24 protein-coding genes and 3 tRNA genes are annotated in these 19376 nt (G+C 39.1%); all 27 read left to right on the plus strand.

From position 1 onward, the window contains the following. Positions 1-18: 18 nt before the first annotated feature. The 27 genes from A2536_09515 (at position 19) to A2536_09645 (ending at position 19294) form a co-directional block, all read left to right on the plus strand. On the plus strand, positions 19-993 hold the full coding sequence (locus tag A2536_09515) for a hypothetical protein (GenBank protein OGF44775.1): 975 nt from the start codon (positions 19-21) through the stop codon (positions 991-993). Next, a complete protein-coding gene (locus A2536_09520; protein OGF44776.1) occupies positions 993-1838 on the plus strand; it encodes a hypothetical protein in 846 nt (281 codons plus the stop codon). Before A2536_09515 ends, A2536_09520 begins: the two co-directional genes overlap by 1 nt. Before the next feature lie 111 nt (positions 1839-1949). Continuing rightward, complete coding sequence (locus tag A2536_09525) at positions 1950-2204, plus strand: hypothetical protein (protein ID OGF44777.1); 255 nt, start codon at positions 1950-1952, stop codon at positions 2202-2204. Beyond that, positions 2182-2550, plus strand: coding sequence for a hypothetical protein (locus A2536_09530; protein OGF44778.1), 369 nt, complete (start codon positions 2182-2184; stop codon positions 2548-2550). Before A2536_09525 ends, A2536_09530 begins: the two co-directional genes overlap by 23 nt. 214 nt (positions 2551-2764) lie before the next feature. Then, the gene (locus A2536_09535) at positions 2765-3787 is read left to right on the plus strand and encodes a hypothetical protein (protein OGF44779.1); all 1023 of its coding nucleotides are present in this window, start codon (positions 2765-2767) and stop codon (positions 3785-3787) included. Continuing rightward, positions 3781-3975, plus strand: coding sequence for a hypothetical protein (locus A2536_09540; GenBank protein OGF44780.1), 195 nt, complete (start codon positions 3781-3783; stop codon positions 3973-3975). The genes A2536_09535 and A2536_09540 overlap by 7 nt, the downstream gene beginning before the upstream one ends. Positions 3976-4055: 80 nt before the next feature. After that, positions 4056-5201, plus strand: a complete 1146-nt coding sequence (locus A2536_09545; GenBank protein OGF44781.1) for a hypothetical protein — start codon at positions 4056-4058, stop codon at positions 5199-5201. Beyond that, positions 5155-5946, plus strand: coding sequence for a hypothetical protein (locus A2536_09550; GenBank protein OGF44782.1), 792 nt, complete (start codon positions 5155-5157; stop codon positions 5944-5946). Before A2536_09545 ends, A2536_09550 begins: the two co-directional genes overlap by 47 nt. 10 nt (positions 5947-5956) lie before the next feature. After that, on the plus strand, positions 5957-6772 hold the full coding sequence (locus tag A2536_09555) for a hypothetical protein (protein ID OGF44783.1): 816 nt from the start codon (positions 5957-5959) through the stop codon (positions 6770-6772). A 118-nt stretch (positions 6773-6890) separates the two neighbouring features. Beyond that, positions 6891-7127 (plus strand): hypothetical protein, encoded by a 237-nt coding sequence (locus A2536_09560; protein OGF44809.1) that lies wholly within the window; start codon positions 6891-6893, stop codon positions 7125-7127. 7 nt (positions 7128-7134) lie between these two features. Beyond that, positions 7135-8127: a hypothetical protein gene (locus tag A2536_09565; protein ID OGF44784.1), complete on the plus strand. Its 993-nt coding sequence runs from the start codon at positions 7135-7137 to the stop codon at positions 8125-8127. A 66-nt stretch (positions 8128-8193) separates the two neighbouring features. After that, positions 8194-8270, plus strand: a tRNA-Pro gene (locus A2536_09570). Positions 8271-8297: 27 nt separating this feature from the next. Next, positions 8298-8546 carry a hypothetical protein gene (locus A2536_09575; protein OGF44785.1) on the plus strand — a complete coding sequence of 83 codons (249 nt, stop codon included), beginning with the start codon at positions 8298-8300 and terminating at the stop codon, positions 8544-8546. A 31-nt stretch (positions 8547-8577) separates the two neighbouring features. Continuing rightward, a complete protein-coding gene (locus A2536_09580; protein ID OGF44786.1) occupies positions 8578-9330 on the plus strand; it encodes a 5'/3'-nucleotidase SurE in 753 nt (250 codons plus the stop codon). Between the two features lie 141 nt (positions 9331-9471). Further along, positions 9472-9548, plus strand: a tRNA-Pro gene (locus A2536_09585). A 40-nt stretch (positions 9549-9588) separates the two neighbouring features. Further along, positions 9589-10260 (plus strand): hypothetical protein, encoded by a 672-nt coding sequence (locus tag A2536_09590; GenBank protein ID OGF44787.1) that lies wholly within the window; start codon positions 9589-9591, stop codon positions 10258-10260. An 11-nt stretch (positions 10261-10271) separates the two neighbouring features. After that, positions 10272-11108, plus strand: a complete 837-nt coding sequence (locus tag A2536_09595; protein ID OGF44788.1) for a hypothetical protein — start codon at positions 10272-10274, stop codon at positions 11106-11108. Between the two features lie 5 nt (positions 11109-11113). Then, positions 11114-11190 (plus strand) — tRNA-Arg (locus A2536_09600). A gap of 177 nt (positions 11191-11367) precedes the next feature. After that, positions 11368-12645, plus strand: coding sequence for a histidinol dehydrogenase (locus A2536_09605; GenBank protein ID OGF44789.1), 1278 nt, complete (start codon positions 11368-11370; stop codon positions 12643-12645). Positions 12646-12905: 260 nt separating this feature from the next. Then, positions 12906-13490, plus strand: a complete 585-nt coding sequence (locus tag A2536_09610; protein ID OGF44790.1) for an imidazoleglycerol-phosphate dehydratase — start codon at positions 12906-12908, stop codon at positions 13488-13490. A 35-nt stretch (positions 13491-13525) separates the two neighbouring features. Beyond that, a complete protein-coding gene (locus A2536_09615; GenBank protein OGF44810.1) occupies positions 13526-14119 on the plus strand; it encodes an imidazole glycerol phosphate synthase, glutamine amidotransferase subunit in 594 nt (197 codons plus the stop codon). Then, positions 14110-14898, plus strand: a complete 789-nt coding sequence (locus A2536_09620; GenBank protein OGF44791.1) for a 1-(5-phosphoribosyl)-5-[(5-phosphoribosylamino)methylideneamino]imidazole-4-carboxamide isomerase — start codon at positions 14110-14112, stop codon at positions 14896-14898. Before A2536_09615 ends, A2536_09620 begins: the two co-directional genes overlap by 10 nt. Next, positions 14895-15665 (plus strand): imidazole glycerol phosphate synthase subunit HisF, encoded by a 771-nt coding sequence (locus tag A2536_09625; protein OGF44792.1) that lies wholly within the window; start codon positions 14895-14897, stop codon positions 15663-15665. Before A2536_09620 ends, A2536_09625 begins: the two co-directional genes overlap by 4 nt. A gap of 181 nt (positions 15666-15846) precedes the next feature. After that, positions 15847-16233 carry a phosphoribosyl-AMP cyclohydrolase gene (locus A2536_09630; protein ID OGF44793.1) on the plus strand — a complete coding sequence of 129 codons (387 nt, stop codon included), beginning with the start codon at positions 15847-15849 and terminating at the stop codon, positions 16231-16233. Then, positions 16230-17711 (plus strand): anthranilate synthase component I, encoded by a 1482-nt coding sequence (locus A2536_09635; GenBank protein OGF44794.1) that lies wholly within the window; start codon positions 16230-16232, stop codon positions 17709-17711. Before A2536_09630 ends, A2536_09635 begins: the two co-directional genes overlap by 4 nt. A 1-nt stretch (position 17712) precedes the next feature. After that, positions 17713-18276 (plus strand): anthranilate/aminodeoxychorismate synthase component II, encoded by a 564-nt coding sequence (locus A2536_09640; GenBank protein ID OGF44795.1) that lies wholly within the window; start codon positions 17713-17715, stop codon positions 18274-18276. A gap of 4 nt (positions 18277-18280) precedes the next feature. Next, entirely contained in the window at positions 18281-19294 is a 1014-nt protein-coding gene (locus tag A2536_09645) for an anthranilate phosphoribosyltransferase (protein OGF44796.1), read from the plus strand. The last annotated feature ends 82 nt before the right edge of the window (positions 19295-19376 follow it).

Here is a 19376-nt window from a genome sequence, read left to right on the forward strand (position 1 = left end):
AACCGCAGGAGGAATATTATGGTAAAGTTTGAAAAGATTTATAATTCTCGAAGGTTCCTAAAGATACTGATTTTTGGGACTGCTGGTGTAGGGAAAACACATTTTTCACTGAGCTTTAAAAACCCGGCTATTATTGATATGGAATCGGGAAGTACTTTCATGTGTGAAAAGTTTAAAAATGCATTGGCGTTCCACACTAAAAGTTTTTCTGAGCTCTGCGACGCAGTTACGGAAGTCGAAAAGAATATTGATACGTTGAAAATTAATACATTAATTATTGACCCCATAACTGTTGCTTGGGCATCATTGCTCGATTCGCGCATTGAAGCGAAAAAGATTAAAATGCTTAGAAATAATCCCAAAGCAGATTTTGATAATTTAGATTTGTCTTTTACCGATTGGGCAAGCATCAAGCGTAAATACAATTCGTTTATTACAACATGCTTAAATCTTCCCGTGCATTTAATATTGGTAGCGAGAGCAAAAGACGAGTATAAGGTAGAGCTTGTTGGCGGGGTTATGCAACCAAGTAAGATAGGTATTAAAGCTAATTGCGAAAAAGAAACATCTTATGTTACTGATTTAGTATTAAGAATGGAGTTTGAAAATGGACAGCGGTATATTTCTATAGAAAAAGACCGAACAGGTACCTTTGAAATCGGTCAGAAAATATCAAATCCAACCTATGAATTCTTCGAAAAGAATATTTTGTTAAAATATAGCAAAAGTGCTTCTGAGCCGAAACAAGAATTGGAGGAAGTTGTAAGCACTAAAGATGCAGAAAAGGAATTAATTCGAGAGAATAAATTGCAGGAAATATATGAGGGTTTTAAAAATTGCACTACTGCCTTTCAGCTCAAAACTTTAACCGACGAGGTAGAAAAGAGTAAGAATATCTTTACATCATCAGACCTTGAGATGCTTAGACAGGAATACATTAGAAAGCATAAAGAAATTCCCTCAAACCATAATCTTATTCCGGCAGGAGTATAGTGGAGGACAATAGGAACTCTATTATAAGCCTAAAGGATTATTTGCCGGAATTCTTAGAAGGCCTGGAAACAAATGAAAATAACGGTATCTTAACTCGCCTGCCACCACTCGATGCTGTAATAGAGTGTTTGTTTCCAAATTCTCTGGTCACAATCGGCGGTATTCCTTCATCAGGTAAAACCTCTCTGTGTCTGCAGATTGCCCGGAATGTAGCCAAGAATGGAAATAAAGTATTTTGGATTGGTGTAGAACACGGCATCTCTTTTTATACCCAGCGCATCCTTGAGCAGGAGAGCGGTATCAGTGGTAAAGTTATCCGGAACATTAAAGATGTGATTGATAAGAAAGTCCTAAAAGACTTATTGGATGCCAGCGACCGTATTTCCGAATACGGCAGTAATTTAATACTGGTTGATGCTAATTCTGAACCTTTAACTATCGAAAACATGAAAGAGAAGATTTCTGAGTTCGGTGTAGATAAGCAGATTTTAATAATTATCGATTCAATTCAAGCCCTCAGTTTCTATCTACCGGACAAATGTTCTGAAAACAGCATTGATGGCGTTGTTCGTGCGGTATCTCAACTCGCAGGTTCCCTGTGCGCAACAATTATATGTATATCCCGGAAATCCAAGAGTTTGGCAGATTCAAATTCTTTGTCGGGTTTAAGCTATACATATGGCCTTTCCTTTGATTCCAATGTTGTAATGTTCCTGCAGGTCAATAAGAAAAAGACAGATTCTCAAGAAGTAGAACTCTTTATAGCCAAGAACCTTCGCGGTCCCGCCAGAATTTCCGTTAAGCTGCATTTCAACCCAGAAATTGGGAGCTTCGAAGAAGCTTAGATTAAAAACCCAACACCTACCGATACATTTGGCGTTGCTCTACTATATATAGCCCAACATATACATATACCTTGAAGTATAATAGTAGCTGTTATCATATCTTAATACTGCTTGACACATACCATAATATTTGTTATAATTACCTTAATGAATGACAAACTTTTTCTTAAAATAGATGAAGCAGCCGGGCTTCTCAATGCTCCCGAGAGCACGGTTTATTTTTGGGTAAAGAAACGGGGATTGCCTTTTATAAAAATCGGTAAAACTCTAACTTTTGATAGAGAAGCAATCATCGAGTGGATGAGGGCTAAGCAAAAAAGTAATCCGGTAGAAGGTGCTGAAGATGGAAATGAACAAAGACAATAATAATACACACCCTGAATTTGGAGCCATGCATGGAAGCGTGTTTGGCCGTGTACTTGGCACTGCGCATGGAGTTGATGTATTGTTCAAGGGTACAAATGTATTTTTGACATCTCAGAGTAAGACATTTTGGAAAACTATAGCAGGCGATATGCGTCCGCACGAATATTTGGAAATGGATTTTAACAATATTTTCGATAAACTAAATGGTAAGACATACGATGATAAGAAATTGCCTTTGTTTATTATTTTAAAATTTCTGGATGACAAAAAAATAACTTTCTATAATTTATCTACCCAATGCAGGGATGGTAAGTTTATAGCAATAAATGTAGAAATTAATCCTTAGTTCTAAGATTTATTAAACACAATTTGTAACTGGCTCCAGATTTACGAGAGGTTACAGAAAAAGCATTTTGCTTATTCTGTAATCTCTTTTTTTTGTTTATGGAGGGTTTATGAGTCAGATAGGAGATGACAATGCAGAATAAAACAAAAATATCCGCAGTCTGCACCGGTACTTATTATATATTACTTTTGAAGGTATTCTATAGGGAGAATATATGGTATTAAATAGGAGTCATGAATTACTAAAAAGAAGTGTTCCGGTAATAAAGGTGTGGGACTCACTGGGTCTGAAGCGTAAAGACAACTCTGCTCCGTGTTTCAAACCCGAAGAACATAAAAATAATGACAACCACTGGTCTGTCTCGTTCCATCAAAAAACAAACACTTTCCGCTGTTGGTTGGAGCACGGTATCGGTGGCGATAACTTTAATCTGCTGTTCCAATCAAAGGGGATGACATTTCCCAAAGCTAAGATTTACTTGGAGAATCTATCTGCAGGAATTAAATATATCCCGCAAGAAATCCAGGCTAAGCTTATCGAAGATGAACTCCGCTTTGCCATTTATGCTGATTTTATTTCTCTCTGTCGTCCTGTTTTAAATGTCCCCAATGCTTCCGATTATCTTCTGCGACAGAGAGGGATGTCTGAGGTAGCTCTGTCCTCCATGGGCGTCTCCTGCGTCGTTTCCCATAAAGATACCTTAGGCGGACTGCTGACCAAGTACACTCTGGAACAATTAACTCATGCTGGTCTCCTGAACGCTAAAGGTGAATTATACTTCTCCGAGCTGGACTATGCCCTTGTGTTCCCTTACTTCAGAGAAGATAAAGTTGTTTTCCTTCAAGGCAGGATTATAGGCAACTCCGATGCGTATAATCGGTATCACAATATCAGAGCGCACCTGCCTTCTATATATAATACGAATGTCCTAAAGTCCTTGGGACAAACCGAGGCTTTATACTTAGCCGAAGGTCCGACGGATACCTTGTCTCTCATTAGCAACAACATGAAAGCGGTCGGTCTCGCCGGCTGTAAGACTGTTAAAATAGAATTCCTAGATTTACTGCTTCCATATAGTATCGTGCTGTGCCTCGACCACGACACCGCAGGGGCCAATGCTTCAGCTTTAGTCCAGAACTACTATAAACGTAAAGGCAAGACCGTACCTGTGTTTGATTTTCCAAACGAATTCAAAGACGTGTCAGATTATTTCAGTTCAAGGAGGAGTTTATGCTAGACACCAAAATGCAAGTGCAGGAAAAAGAGGGTATCAGGAGAATGGCGGCTATTTTATGCGAAGCTTCTAACGACGCCAGTAAGGAATCCTCATCTAAAATAGGAATTCCTCTGCCAGGTCTATTTTCAGACGTGAATGACCTGAGGTTTCAGGAGCTGGTGAACGAAGTAATGCTCCAGCATAAATAAATATAAGCATTATTGCTCGATTGCGCGATTGTACGTTCTACAGCGTTAAGCACAGTCAAGAACAGGGAGGATTATGAACTATGTATTTAACTTTGATACGTTTTCTTAAGCGTTACATCTATTTCAGTGAGGAAATCTACTATCACATTTTGGCATGCATCATTATATTGTCGTATATATATCGACATTTCGAATCTGTGTGCATTTTATGGCTGGTAGGCGCTGAAGGTTCAGGTAAAACTCGTATCTTGGATTGCCTGAACGTCCTAGTAAAAAGTCCCTTGAGAATGTCGGAGACAACCTCACGTTCACTTATACGTGAAATCTCCAGGAGCAAAGGGTTTGTTCTGGTTGATGAATCTGATTTTATGGAAACCGCTGATATGAAACGTATTCTGCGTGTAGCATACAAAAGGGGCGGGGTTATCAAGGTATGCGATAGACGAGACCAAAGAAAATCCATTACTTATGTTGTATATGTGCTTATTGCCGCAGGAGGTCCAAATAGACCATCAGAAAAACCTTTGACATCCCGCTGTATCATTGTTGCTGTTATTAAGAAACCAAAGGATATTAAATTGGAAAAATTTATAGAGCGAATAGCCCGCGGGGAAGCAGCGCCAATCAAAGCTGAGATAAAGCAGTTTATTGATAAAATTAGACCTGATGTTTTAAGGGAATATCCAACGTTTGATGTTTCATCACTCATACAAGAGGATAATCGCCATACGGAAGTTTGGGAAGGACCGATAATGATGGCAATGCATGTAGATAAAGAATTTCCTGGCATGGAAATAGCTCAAAAGATTACTGAATTTGCCAAAAAGTATGTCACCGACTATGAAGCGAATAGGAGGACTACAGACGTAGAAGGCAACTTAGCTTTTGTTATTCTGAAATATGTTGAGAGGACTAAATCCGATAAGGGTGATAACCTGTATAGGGAAGATAACTTGCTGTCTTACTTAAAGCAAGGCACAGATGAGTTTGCTTGGATAAGTTCAAAAGGATTACGGCAGATATTAAACTCTATAGGCGTTATTAATAATGCTCCTCGTGAAACCTTTTATGAGCTAATAAATAAAATAAATGTCAAAGTTTGGCGTGTCTGCTTCAATTTTAATCTGGAAAAACTCAAAGCCTTTGTTAAATCCCGCTTAGGCGACGAAGGAGGGCAAAATGGAGAAAGTGGACCTGCTGCAGAAATACCGCGTGAAACGATTTGACCAAATACACGGGAACAAGGAGTCGTTAACACTTCTTAAATACCTGATAGCGAACGATAATCTATCACCAGGCATATTGTTCGATGGCGATTACGGAACATGTAAAACTTGTGGTGGTAGACTCACTGCTCGGAGTTACTTTTGTCACAATACAACTCCGGAACAAATCGAACCATGCAATCAATGTCCTAGCTGTGCTTTTTTTGATACTATTAAGACAGAAACAGGATTAGCGTATAACACCAACTACATTGAGGTATTTTGTCCTGACCATTACATGGATATAAAATTCTTTCGCAAGCTATTTGACCGCTTATACGGATGCGGAAGATATAGGCATGGTTCAGACTTTTTTGGCTCACCTAAAAGAATAAATACTTTTGTAGTATTTTTAAACGAGTTCCAGCGCACGGACCCGTCAACTCGTGATTTATTCCTCAATAAGCTGGAGGATGACCCTTCCGTAATATTTCTCTTAACTGCTAGCACAGCAGATGGCGCAAAAGTCGGTAGAGATATCCGGGACAGGCTAACTACTATCAAAATGAATCCCCTAACGCTAGAAGAGTCTATCTACTTTATCAAGGAAATATGCGTAAACGAACATATTGAATGGGAGCAGGATGGTATTACAGAACTAGCGGAAATGTCCCGAGGAATTCCAAGGAAAATAATAAGCTCATTAAAAATATTCACCAGTGGTATTAATCTTTCTGCTGGGAATGTAAATAAATTCTTGATGTAAAGGAGAAAATATGGACATCGTAAAAAGTAATGCAGTTGTCGCAACAAGGGATATAATAGTTCTTCCGGGGAGAAACCCAAGAGAAGAATGTACGGGGAAACATATTTCAGAACTCGCTGAAAGTATCAGGATAGAGGGACTGCGAATCCCGCTCCTTCTACAAAAGAAAGCGGATGGGCTTTTGTACCTTATCTCGGGAGAAAACAGATTACGAGCATTAAGGTATCTTGAAATGGCAACTGCACAGGCTATTGTATATGAAAATCTGCCAGATGAAATGGCTGATATTATGGCTTTAGAGGATAATATTCAGCACGCCGTTCTAAAACCTGTCGAACTTTCTTTTGCTGTAAAGAAGCTAAAAGATACATATCATTTGAGCCAGGATGAAATAGCCACAAAACTGAAGAAAAAACAGCGCTATATAGGACACTTATTAACTATTGCAGAACGTATTTCCCCGGAGGTTCAAGAACTAATTCAATCCGGAGAATTAAAACAAACCTACGCACGGGCACTTTCGAAATTGGATAAACCACTGCAAATCTCTGCTGCCCAGGTAATTTTACGTTCTCATATGGATACAGACGGGGCATTCGGATATATTAATCAGCTTTTGAATCGCCCAGATGAGGGTCCCTCGTCTGATAAAAAGACAGTCGAAAGTATTAAGCGTCTAATGTCTGAGCTGAAGGCGGAGGTAGAAAATTATTACAATAAAGAGCAAAGCGATATAAGCGTTGATGATTTAAAGTTTCTGGTGCATGACAATATCAGAATTCGGGGGCTGATTCAACACATGCTGGTTAAAAAAGGGGTACAGTGATGATTAGCCTGCTTATGAATAATATCACCGTATTACAAATATGTAGGAGTTAACTATGCAAATTGGATATAGACCAAAAGATAGGATGCCGGAGCTGCTTGACCTACTGAAGGGCTTTATAACAAAAGTAGGCAACGAGAAAGATAAACCAAGCCGCCTTCTTGGCATTGGGCAGGCGGCTTCCTATCTTGGCGTCGAGAAGCAGACAATGTATAAATGGGTCTGTCAGAGGTCTGTTCCATTCGTTAAATGCGGCCGATTGACTAAATTTGACCCTAAAGAGCTGGACAGGTGGATTATAAAATCTACTGTTAAAGAAATAGATGTCGATATCGATTTTATAACCGACAAATGAGGAAACTATGGCAGTATATTTAAAAGACGAAATGTGGATAGCGGATATTCGCGTCAATGGTAGAAGATACCGTAAAAAGTTCCCGAAGAAATCTTTGGCAGAACTTTATGCTAACAAAATAAAATATCAAAAAGCTGAAGATAGTATATTGAACAGGAAAAGAATATCCGCTGTCTTATTTACCGATTATGCTGAATTCTATTTTAAAACATATAGCGTTCCGAATAAGCGCTCTGCTCCAACTGATAGAATTGTAATAAACCATCTGACTGCATATTTTAAAGGGCAATACCTTCATCAAATTACTTCTTTAATGGTTGAGCAATATATAGCTATGCGTTTAAAAGATGTAAAACAACGAACAATCAACCTTGAACATCAGATATTGAATCATATGTTTAAAAAGGCGATAGAATGGGGAAAAGCAGTTGAGAACCCATCTTCTAAGATTAAAAAGTTTCGTGAAGAAAGTGGTAGACTTCGGTTCCTTGACAATGAAGAGGTTAACCGGTTATTAAAAAACACTCCGGAACAGATACGACCAATCATAATAATTGCTTTATATACGGGCCTTCGGCGAGGGGAATTGTTCAATCTTGAGTGGAAAGACATAGACCTCAAGCGCAAAGTTCTCAATGTGATTAAGAGTAAATCCGGGAAAGTACGGGAAATACCCATGAATGAATTTGCATATAACACCTTTTTGAAGTTGAAAACAGCTGATAATTGTGGTAAAATCTTTAACACTGTAAATTTCAGGAAATTATTTGCCCAAGCAGTAAAGGGAGCAAAACTTAACGATGTAATAATGTATACGACCAGACACACGTTCGCCTCGCAGCTCGTTATGGCAGGTGTTGACCTTGTTACGGTAAAAGAGCTCTTAGGGCATTCAAAGATAGAGATGACGATGAAGTACGCACATTTATCCCAGAATCATAAGCGGCAAGCAGTAGAGCAGTTGGCAAGTAGGATAAATATCAGTAGTGAAGAAAAATAGTGGACACTTTTTGGACACAAGAACTTTACAAAAACGAAAATCTCTGAAAACCCTTTAAAAATATGTCGGGGCGTGGCGCAGGTGGCTAGCGCACTCGCTTGGGGTGCGAGTGGTCGCCCGTTCAAATCGGGTCGCCCCGACCAATAATAATACCCCGAGAAGGGGTAAGCTTGTATACGGTTTATGTACTATTAAGTAAGAAAGATGGCAAGACATATACTGGTTGCACGAATAATATTGAGAGAAGAATCTCGGATCACAACAACGGAAAAGAAATTGCAACAAAAGGTAGGAAACCTTTCATAATGATTTATTCTGAAACTTATCCTGACTTGAGTTCAGCAAGAAAAAGAGAAATATATCTAAAAACTGGAAAAGGAAAAGAATTTATTAAGGAAAACCCTACATCTCCAATCTGAAAAGTTACTTTCAACTAGGATATTATAAAAAATGAAACCAAATATACTAATTACAAATGATGACGGTATTAACGCAGGCGGGATTAAGGCACTTGAAAAGATTCTAAAGAACGTTGGTCTTGTCTATGTTGTTGCTCCCAGCCAGGAAAGAAGCGCAGCTGCTCACTCAATCAGCTTTAATCATCCTTTAAGGGTCAATTTTATAGATAAATACCATGTAGCGGTAGATGGTACACCTACTGATTGTGCTATGTTTGGTTGCTATGGTTTATTAAAACGCGAAAAACCTGATCTTTTAGTATCCGGCATAAATCACGGAGTAAATCTTGGTGATGATATTACATATTCAGGGACCGTTTCTGCGGCATTAGAAGGCACGTTGCTTGGTGTTCCTTCTATTGCTTTTTCAATGCAATATGGAAAGAGGTTTAATTTTCTTCTGGCCGCGGGTTTTATCAGGAAAATATGCTGCAATGTAATTAAAAAAGGACTTCCTGAAAATACATTTTTAAATGTCAATATACCAAATTGCCGAAAGATTAATGGTGTCGAGATTGTCAGACAAGGAAAGCGAATTTATCGGGACAAGATGACAAAAAAAACAGATCCCCGGGGAAAGTCTTATTATTGGCTTGGAGGGAAACAGCCGGGGTTTATTAGGGAACATGGTACTGATTTTTCTGCTATTGAAAATAAGAAAATAGCGGTTACACCTCTAAAATTTGATTTTACCAACTATAATGTGTTGGATGATTTAAAAGAATTGATAAATTTTAAAAAGTGAATTTATACTAGATAGATTATATTCAATGTGTTAAAATATCAAATAAAGTAAATGGTTTTGCGCTGAAACTGAGGCATAGAAGTTCGAATAAATTGTATGTCCGTCTCAGTCAGACAGATAGTAATAGTGTAATTATATAGTCGGGGCATAGCGCAGGTGGCTAGCGCGCCTGGTTCGGGACCAGGAGGTCCCCAGTTCAAATCTGGGTGCCCCGACCATTAAAAAATATTCATATGCGGTTTAGGCGGCCGCTACTTATTGAAAAAAGTAACTATTAACAGCGGTATTGTTTTTTTATTTTTGTTTTCTTCTGCAGTTTTTGCAGGAATAGGCACAACGTATGGAGGCCTTACAGGAATGTTTAATATTCCGACTGCGGAAGTTCTTTTTAATAATGAACAAGCAGTTTCCTTGCATAAATATCAGATCAAATATACTTATGGACTGCAAAATGTATTGGAAATAGGTGCAAGGACAAGTATTGAAAAAGTTACTACTTTTGAAGAATTAGGGCGTAATTTTACTTTTAATTTTAAAGTACGTGCTTTAACACAAAAAAAAAGTTTCATTGATTTAGCCGGAGGCGGGGAGAATACTAATTATTTTCTTTGCGTAAGTAAAACATTAAAAGAACTGAATAATCTGGATGTAACAATAGGTACAGGGAATGGAAGGTTTAACTGGTTTTTTGCCGGAATATCTTTCCCTCTTGACTCAATAACGAGATTAGGACTTGAATATGATGGTTCTGACTTTAACTCAGGACTCAGGATGGTTCTTTCGAATAAAATAACTTTTGATCTGTATTTTAAAGGAATAATTGTAATGATAGAGAAACCTTACTTAAAAGATGTTATCAGTGAGCAAATTGTATTTGGGATTTCTTACACGGAATATTTTAATATAGATTTTAGCGGAATATTCAAATAGTATGGGGTCTAATGGATGATATTCTAAGGATATATCTTAAGGAGATCAGCAACTTTCCTCTGCTTTCAGCAGAAGAGGAGGTTAAACTTTTTAAATTGGCTGATAAAAATAATAAGAAAGCAAAATTATTGCTTATTAACTCTAATTTGCGTTTAGTTGTTAATATAGCCAAGCGTTATACCCGTTTTGGTGTCCCGCTGGTAGATTTGATTGAAGAAGGAAATCTCGGGCTTCTTAGGGCTGTCGGAAAGTTTAAGATTTCTAAAGGATTCAGGTTTTCTACTTATGCGACCTGGTGGATTAAACAATACATAATTCGTGCTCTTTCAAATCAGGGCAGATCTATACATCTTCCGGCTCATATAATAGAAATTCTTAACAGATATGCCCGAACGACAAGGATTTTGATGCAAAAATATGGCAGAGAGCCAAGTGTGAAAGAGGTAGCTAAAAAACTGAAGCTCACAATTGAAAAAACAAGGAATATAATCGAAATTTCTGAAATGCCTATATCCCTTAATCTTTTATCTCCGGAAGATGATAAAAGAACACTTGAAGATCTTATTCAAGATAGAACCTACATGTCACCTTCTGATTCGCATTTAATGGATTGTCAAAATCAGCAGCTTGATAATATATTGAATAAATTAAGTCTAAGAGAAAGTAAGGTAATAAGACTAAGATTTGGTCTTAAAGAAGGAGCTCCGCATACACTTGCCGAGACAGGAAAGATATTCAGGATAAGCAGAGAAAGGGTAAGACAAATAGAATTAAAGGCGCTCAGAAAACTGCGTCATTTGGTACAATATAAAGATAAATCTCTTGAATACATGTTCCAATCTGATTGAAACGCGGGCCCGTAGCTCACCTGGATAGAGCAACTGCCTTCTAAGCAGTAGGTAGGAGGTTCGAGTCCTCTCGGGCCCGCCAAATTTTCGTAATATGGGAATTTGGCGGAATCCGCCCTAGGCGGACGGTCTATTGTTCTATTCTCAAAAGTCTTTCTCAAAAAGCAATAAAATTGATTTTATTGAATTCACAATATTCCCATTAAATCCATTTGAAATCTCACCTGTTATATGTTAAAATCAGACTTCAGAGGCCAAATTGAAAATATTTCGTTATTATGACATAATCGAGAGAAAAGCGCTGGAAAAGTATATTAAAGGTGCTGAATCCGGTAATAAATCTGCCTTAAAAACGGCTATGAAAATAATAGAAGAGGTTAGAAAAGGCGGAGATAAAGCCATCTTTTACTATTCCAGGAAATTTGATAAATTTAAGGCTAATAAGAATAATATTAGAGTAAAAGAAACTGAAATTAATAATGCTTTTAAAAAGACATCAAAAAATTTGATCTCTGCCTTAAAAATCGCAAAATCAAATATAGAAAAGTATCATCTGAAACAGTTGGACAAAGGATTTAAAATTAGAACTTCTTACGGCAAATTGGGGATGAAAGTCCTTCCTTTGGCATCAGCCGGAATTTATATTCCGGGAGGGAAGGCGGTATATCCTTCTTCCGTACTTATGAATGTTATTCCTGCGAAGATAGCGGGAGTTTCCCGTATTGTAATGTGCACTCCTGCAATTAACGGCAAGGTAAATCCTGTAATTCTTGCAGCAGCTAAAATATGCGGAGTTACGGAGATATATAAAATTGGAGGCGCTCAAGCTATAGCTGCAATGGCTTATGGAACAGACACGGTTAAACCTGTGGATAAAATTACAGGTCCGGGAAATGCGTATGTATCCGCGGCAAAACAGTTGGTTTTTGGAAAAGTTGGAATTGACAGTTTGGCAGGTCCTTCAGAAGTATTAATAGTTGCCGGTAACGGAGACAATGCTGATTATGTCGCAGCAGATATGCTTGCGCAGGCAGAACATGATGAAGAGGCCAGGAGCATACTTGTTACTGATTCAATGATATTTGCAGGAAAGGTTATGTTTTCTTTGTTTAAAGAAAGAGAATTTCGTATTCGTAAAAATATAATAGCGGAAGCGCTTAAGAAATCTTTCATTGTGATTGTCGATAAGCTGAAGGATGCGGTAGAGATCAGTAATCTTGTAGCGCCGGAACATCTTGAACTGATTGCTAATAAAGCTGTGATAGATGCAAAAAAATACACAAATGCTGGAGCGGTTTTCCTTGGATCAAATAGTCCGGTGGCATTGGGAGATTATATCGCGGGGACAAATCATGTACTGCCTACTAACGGCTCTTCAAGGTTTTCTTCTCCGCTTGGTGTCTATGATTTTACGAAAAGACAAAGTACTGTTGAAGTAAGCAAGAAGGGAATAGCTAAGCTTGCAGTTAATTTGAAAACTATGGCTATGGCAGAAGGACTGGAAGCGCACGCGAATAGTGTGACTAAAAGATTATAGTAAATACCGACATTTACGATTTACAATTGACGATTGACAATTTAAGGTGGGCGGAGAAAAGATTCCGCCAAACGCACTTTTTGGCGGGTTCAATAAATTGTAAATTCAGACTGTGTCGCAATTACATTTTCGATCTGACGTACCACAATAGGTTGTAGTTGCTCGATTCATCGAGCGTACCTATTGCGCCTGATGAATCAGGCAACTACATTGCGACACAGTCTGAATTGTCAATTGTAAATATTTAGTGAGGAGCTATAATGAAAAAACGAACAAAGAAGTATAAGCGGGTTACAAAAGAGACCAACATCTCTCTCGACCTTTGTCTTGACGGAGAAGGTAAGTATAAAATTGATACCGGTATTGTTTTTTTTGATCATATGCTTACGCACATAGCAAAACATGGGGGTTTGAATCTTGAACTTAAAGCTGCCGGGGATAAAATTCCGGATTATCACCATTTGATAGAAGATGTCGGTATTGCTCTTGGTGAATCTTTCAACGAAGCGCTGGCAGATAAAAAAGGAATTAACCGTTACGGTTTTGCCTCCTGCCCTATGGATGAAGCTCAGGTTTCTGTTTCTCTGGATTTTTCAGGCAGGCCATTTCTGGTTTATGATTTACCTCTGAATAAAAAGAAAGTCGGGGATATTGACGAGGATACAGTCGAGGAATTTTTTAAGGCTTTTGCAGGAAGTGCTTCCGCAACGGTGCATATACATACAGTTTGCGGGAAAAATCCGCATCACCTTGTGGAAAGCGCTTTTAAATCATTTGGGCGCGCTTTGAAAGATGCGGTAAAGCATGGGACAAAAGGTATTCCTTCAACAAAAGGTGTCCTCTAGTGAAAAAGAAGTATATTGCTGTCGTGGATTACGGAATGGGTAATTTAATGAGTGTCTCTAAAGCGCTTGCTTCCGTTTATCCTGATGTGAGGGTAACAGCAAGTAAATCAATTATCAATAACGCTGATGCCATAGTTTTACCAGGTGTCGGTGCTTTTGAAGATGCGGTAAAGCACCTTAACAAGCAAGGTATAAGTAAGGTTATAAAAGAAAATATAACTGCCGGGAAACCGTTCCTCGGTATCTGCCTTGGTTTGCAATTACTTTTTACGAAAAGTGAAGAAAACGGCTGTTTTGAAGGATTTGACGTAATAAAAGGGACAGTTAAAAAGTTCCCCGCTAAAATAAATTTAAAAGTTCCTCAAATAGGCTGGAACAAAATATTTATTAAACAGAAATCCCCGATGATGAAAGGGCTTAAAGAAGGTTCTTTTGTTTATTTTGTACACTCCTATTTTGGAGTGCCTGAAGACAAGAATCTTGTTTGCACGGAGACAGTTTATGGAGTAAAGTTCGCTTCGTCTGTGTGCTTTGATAATGTTTTTGCCTCGCAGTTTCATCCGGAAAAAAGCCAGAAGGTTGGCTTAAAAATACTTAAGAACTTCGTGGAGTTGACAAAATGCTCATAATACCCGCAATAGACGTAAGAAAAGGCAGATGTATAAGGTTAGCTCAAGGGAATGTAAGGGATGAAACCGTTTACTCCGAGCAGCCTGTTTCAGTTGCTAAGCTCTGGCAGTTGAACGGTGCAAAAATGATTCATCTTGTTGATATCGACGGGGCAATAACGGGAACACCTAAGAACCTCGCAACAATATTTAAAATTGTAAGAGCTGTGAAGATCCCTGTTCAAATGGGAGGAGGTATTCGAGATATGGAAACCTTGGAGAAGGTTTTTGACGGCGGAGTTGAAAGGGCGATTCTTGGTACTTCTGCCGTAGTAGCTTCGCTGGATTTTCTTAAAGAGGCTTATGCTAAATATAAAGACCGTATTGTTGTAGGTATAGATGCGAAACGCGGTATGGTAGCGGTAAAAGGCTGGAAAGAAATTACAAATAAAAGAGCCCTTGCCATTGCAAAAGAAGTTCAGGAAGTAGGTATAAAAGAGATAATATATACTGATATAGAAAAGGACGGGATGCTTTGCGGTCCCAATTTTAAATCAATTAAAGAAATCGCAAATGCCGTTAAAATCGGGGTAATAGCTACCGGAGGAATTGCCGGAATTGAAGATGTAGAACATCTTCTTGCTATGGAAAAATACGGTGTAACCGGGATGATAATCGGAAAAGCTTTATACACCGGAAAAGTTGACCTTAAAGCGGCAATAAAACTTGCAAAAGAATACAGGCCGGAAGCTCGCAGGCTCACCAAAAAGACTAAAAAACAAAAAAAAGGCCGTAAGTGAAAAAGAATTATTTAGCAAAAAGAATTATTCCTTGTCTTGACGTAAAAAATGGAGAAGTAGTAAAAGGAATAAAATTCTTAAATCTTGTAAAAGCCGGTGACCCCGTCAAGGCTGCTCTTGAGTATGACAGACAGGGAGGGGATGAACTGGTTTTTCTTGATATCACAGCTTCTCACGAAAAAAGGAAAACTATAATTGATGTTGTAAGAAAAACTGCTTCAAAGATATTCATTCCATTAACAGTAGGCGGCGGTATCAACAGGATAGAGGATATAAGAGCGCTTTTAAAAGCAGGAGCGGATAAAGTATCCATAAATACGGCTGCAGTGCTAAATCCCGGACTCATTAAAAAAGCGTCTAAAATATTCGGGAGCCAGTGTATAGTGGTCGCAATAGATGCAAAACGCAGGGGCAAAAATAAATGGGAAGTTTATACTCACGGTGGAAGGAATGCCACAGGTATAGATGCCGTAAAATGGGCAAAAAAAATGACAGCTTTTGGTGCGGGAGAAATACTTCTGACCAGCATGGATGCGGACGGAACAAAAAAAGGTTATGATATTCCTCTGACAAAAGCCGTCAGTGAAGCCGTAAACATTCCGGTAATAGCCTCAGGCGGCGCCGGTAATGTAAAACATATGGTGGAAGTCCTGAAAAAAGGCAAAGCCGACGCGGTACTGGCCGCAAGCATTTTCCATTATAAAACGCACACGGTAGCAACGGTAAAGAAGCAACTGAAGCGAAACGGAGTATTGGTTAGAATATAAAGAAAAGTACCAATGACTAGTGACTAATGACTATTTTATGAAGGTGGAAAATACGCCCACCAATATTTATTAAAGACAGTGTTTGTGTAGATATAGCGGGATCTTTTTCCCCGCTTACAATAAATAGTCAATAGTCATTAGTACTTTGTAATTTCTCTTAACAACTTAAAGGAGTAACATTATGCCCAGTAAAGCGCTTAAATTGAAATTTAATCAAGACGGTCTTATTCCTACTATCGTACAGGATCATAAGACAGGGGAAGTATTAATGCTTGCTTATATGAATGATGAGTCTTTTAAACTTACTGTAAAGACAAAAAAAGTCCACTTCTATAGCAGGAGCCGTCAGAAGCTTTGGTGTAAAGGTGAATCTTCCGGAAACATCCAAAGGCTAAAAGGGATATATCTTGATTGTGATCTCGACACGGTTCTTGTGAAAGTAGAGCAGGTAGGCGGGGCGGCTTGTCATACCGGTCACAGGAGTTGTTTTTACTCTAAATATAACAATGGTAAGCTGAAAATATGTGGCAAACCTATATTCGACCCGAAGAAGGTTTACAAAAAATGAATTTGAATTTAACTTTTAAAGAGTTCAAAAAGAAGGCAAAGAAAGGCTGTCTCGTTCCTGTTTATGCTGAAATATTTGCTGATCTTGAAACCCCTGTTTCCGCGTTTAAAAAACTTGAAAGTCCTTATTCGTTCCTTTTGGAAAGCGTGGAAGGCGGGGAAAGAATAGCAAGATATTCCTTTATCGGTTCGAACCCGGAAAAGATATTCAGGTCAAGAAATAATAACGTTGAAGTTATAAAGAGCGGTAAATCATTTAAGTATACTTCTTCAAAAGACGCTCTGTTTGAATTAAAAAATGAGCTCGGAAAGTTTAAAGTAGCTAAAACCCCGGGACTTCCTCCTTTTACAGGCGGTGCCGTGGGTTTTATTAGTTACGACATGGTCAGGTACTTTGAAAAACTTCCTGATAAGAACGCGGACGAGATAAACTCACCGGATATCTACATGCTCATCGCAAGCACTCTGGTTATCTTTGACCATGTAAAGCACACTATTAAGATAGTTTCAAATGTTTCGTCTGAAGGTAACCTGACCGCTAATTATAGAAATGCCGCGAAAAGGATCTCCGCTGTAATTTCTAAACTGAAAAAGCCGTTAAAGGATGATGCCCGGGATATAAAAGCAGCCGGCGGAAATATTTCAGAGCTTAAGTCGAACATGACCAAGAAGGAATACTGCGAAAGCGTGCTTAAGGCGAAAGATTACATTAAAGCCGGTGATATTATTCAGATGGTCCCTTCCCAGCGTTTATCTGCGGATATTAAAAACGTAGATGCTCTTAATCTTTACCGGACGTTGAGGATTATTAATCCTTCACCGTATATGTATTATCTGAAGTTCAAGGAGTTCAAGATTGTCGGAGCTTCTCCGGAATTGTTTGTAAAGGTTGAAGATGGCGCAGTCACGACAAGACCGATAGCCGGTACAAGAAAACGCGGAGCAAATGCTGCGGAAGATGAAAAACTTGTCGCGGAGCTTTTAAAAGATGAAAAAGAAAAAGCAGAGCATGTAATGCTGGTTGACCTGGCAAGAAATGATCTGGGCAGGGTTTGTAAATATCACACGGTAAATGTAAATGAGTTCATGATTATAGAAAAATACTCTCATGTCTTACATATTGTTTCAAATGTGGTCGGAAAACTCCAAATAGGTAAAGATGCTTTTGATGTGATCAGGGCTTGTTTTCCTGCAGGCACTTTAAGCGGGGCTCCGAAGATCCGGGCTATGGAAATTATTGATGAAGTGGAAAAGGTCAGGAGAGGACCTTACGGCGGGCTTATCGGGTATTTTGGTTTTTCCGGTAATTTTGACTCCTGCATAACTATCCGCACGCTTGTCATCGCGGATAACAAGCTGCACGTGCAAGCCGGAGCGGGAATTGTTGCCGACTCAAACCCTGTTTTAGAATACGAAGAAAGCATGAATAAAGCAAAAGCTGTTATATCGGCCATTAACCTGACCAAGAGAGGGCTGTAATATGATACTTATGATAGACAATTACGATTCCTTTACTTATAATCTTGTACAGTACCTTGGAGAACTCGGGGAAAAACTCGTGGTCTTCAGGAATGACAAGATAACGATAAAAGAAATAGAAAGACTGAAACCGGAACGTATTGTTATTTCCCCGGGACCTAAATCCCCGAGGGAAGCCGGTTTGAGCAATGAAATAATTCTTCACTTTGCAGGAAAAGTACCCATACTCGGTGTCTGTCTCGGGCACCAGTGCATTGGCCACGTCTTTGGAGGAGAAGTGGTGCGCGCCAAGCGCCTTATGCACGGAAAAACATCCGCGATTTACCATAATAACAAGGGCGTCTTCAAAGGATTGCCAAATCCGTTTGAGGGTACCAGATACCATTCGCTTATTGTTAAAAGAGAAACTTTGCCTGCTTGCCTGGAAATTACCGCCCAAACCAAAGAAAAAGAAATAATGGGCTTAAAACATAAAAAGTATAATATTCATGGAATTCAGTTCCATCCTGAATCTATACTGACAAAATCGGGAAAAGCTTTACTAAAAAATTTCCTAAAGGTGTAAAAAAATGATAAAAGAATCCCTGGCACAACTAATAGAAAAGCATCATCTTTCCGTTAATGACGCGGCGAAGGTGATGGAAGAAATAATGAGCGGGCATGCCAATCATATGCATATTGCCGCTTACTTGACAGCGCTTAGAATGAAAGGCGAAGCGGTTGACGAAATCACGGGTTCTGCTCAGGTTATGAGAAAAAACGCGATTTTAATCAGGACAAAACACAAAAACGCTATTGATATGTGCGGTACAGGCGGAGATAAAAGTGATACTTTTAATATTTCCACAATAGCGTCTATAGTTGTAGCGGCAGCGGGAGTTCCGGTTGCCAAACACGGTAATAGGGCAGTTTCCAGCAGATGCGGCAGCGCGGACCTCTTAGAGGGACTTGGAATAAAAATTGAACTCCCTGCGGATAAACTGGGTTATTGCCTGGACGAAGTAGGGTTTGCATTCCTTTTTGCTCCTTTAATGCACACTTCAATGAAACATGTAGCGCCTGTCAGGAAAGAACTCGGATTTAGAACGATATTTAACATACTGGGGCCTCTTTCGAATCCTGCAAGGGTAAAAGCCCAGGTGGTAGGGGTTTACAACAGGCTTCTTGCAGAACCGATGGTTGAAGTGCTTAAAGCGCTCGGTCACGAGAAAGCAATGGTCGTCCACGGTATGGATGGTCTGGATGAGATAACTCTAACGACGGACACTTTTGTGGCGGAACTTAAAGACGGGAAAGTTGATACCTATTACATTTCTCCGGGAGATTTAAAGTTTAAACTCCGCGCTGCTTCAGAATTAAAGGGAGGGTCTCTTTCGGATAACATAAAGATTACCTACGATGTCCTGAATGGCGTAGAAGGAGCACAGAAAGATATGGTGCTTATTAACGCTGCCGCCGCGCTTATAGTCGGAGGGAAGGCTTCTGATATGGCGCAAGGCGTAGAAATAGCCAGGCAAGCAATTGATTCAAAAGCCGCTCTCAAAAAATTGGAAGAGTTAAAGAATTTTACGAATAGAAGGTGAAAGAAGGTAAAAGAAGGTGGCGAGTAGCGGGTCGCGAGTTACGGGCTTTACATTTAGGTGTTATTATATATAATACATTGAT

The sequence above is a fragment of the Candidatus Firestonebacteria bacterium RIFOXYD2_FULL_39_29 genome, assembly GCA_001778375.1.
Taxonomy (GTDB): domain Bacteria; phylum Oederibacteriota; class D2-FULL-39-29; order D2-FULL-39-29; family D2-FULL-39-29; genus D2-FULL-39-29.

Excerpts from the sequence above, each read along its gene's own strand:
- A2536_09515 (OGF44775.1), top strand. The coding sequence starts at position 19 with ATGGTAAAGTTTGAAAAGATTTATAATTCTCGAAGGTTCCTAAAGATA.
- A2536_09530 (OGF44778.1), top strand. The coding sequence starts at position 2,182 with ATGGAAATGAACAAAGACAATAATAATACACACCCTGAATTTGGAGCC.
- A2536_09535 (OGF44779.1), top strand. The coding sequence starts at position 2,765 with ATGGTATTAAATAGGAGTCATGAATTACTAAAAAGAAGTGTTCCGGTA.
- A2536_09540 (OGF44780.1), top strand. The coding sequence starts at position 3,781 with ATGCTAGACACCAAAATGCAAGTGCAGGAAAAAGAGGGTATCAGGAGA.
- A2536_09545 (OGF44781.1), top strand. The coding sequence starts at position 4,056 with ATGTATTTAACTTTGATACGTTTTCTTAAGCGTTACATCTATTTCAGT.
- A2536_09550 (OGF44782.1), top strand. The coding sequence starts at position 5,155 with ATGGAGAAAGTGGACCTGCTGCAGAAATACCGCGTGAAACGATTTGAC.
- A2536_09555 (OGF44783.1), top strand. The coding sequence starts at position 5,957 with ATGGACATCGTAAAAAGTAATGCAGTTGTCGCAACAAGGGATATAATA.
- A2536_09565 (OGF44784.1), top strand. The coding sequence starts at position 7,135 with ATGGCAGTATATTTAAAAGACGAAATGTGGATAGCGGATATTCGCGTC.
- A2536_09580 (OGF44786.1), top strand. The coding sequence starts at position 8,578 with ATGAAACCAAATATACTAATTACAAATGATGACGGTATTAACGCAGGC.
- A2536_09595 (OGF44788.1), top strand. The coding sequence starts at position 10,272 with ATGGATGATATTCTAAGGATATATCTTAAGGAGATCAGCAACTTTCCT.
- A2536_09610 (OGF44790.1), top strand. The coding sequence starts at position 12,906 with ATGAAAAAACGAACAAAGAAGTATAAGCGGGTTACAAAAGAGACCAAC.
- A2536_09615 (OGF44810.1), top strand. The coding sequence starts at position 13,526 with ATGGGTAATTTAATGAGTGTCTCTAAAGCGCTTGCTTCCGTTTATCCT.
- A2536_09620 (OGF44791.1), top strand. The coding sequence starts at position 14,110 with ATGCTCATAATACCCGCAATAGACGTAAGAAAAGGCAGATGTATAAGG.
- A2536_09630 (OGF44793.1), top strand. The coding sequence starts at position 15,847 with ATGCCCAGTAAAGCGCTTAAATTGAAATTTAATCAAGACGGTCTTATT.
- A2536_09635 (OGF44794.1), top strand. The coding sequence starts at position 16,230 with ATGAATTTGAATTTAACTTTTAAAGAGTTCAAAAAGAAGGCAAAGAAA.
- A2536_09640 (OGF44795.1), top strand. The coding sequence starts at position 17,713 with ATGATACTTATGATAGACAATTACGATTCCTTTACTTATAATCTTGTA.
- A2536_09645 (OGF44796.1), top strand. The coding sequence starts at position 18,281 with ATGATAAAAGAATCCCTGGCACAACTAATAGAAAAGCATCATCTTTCC.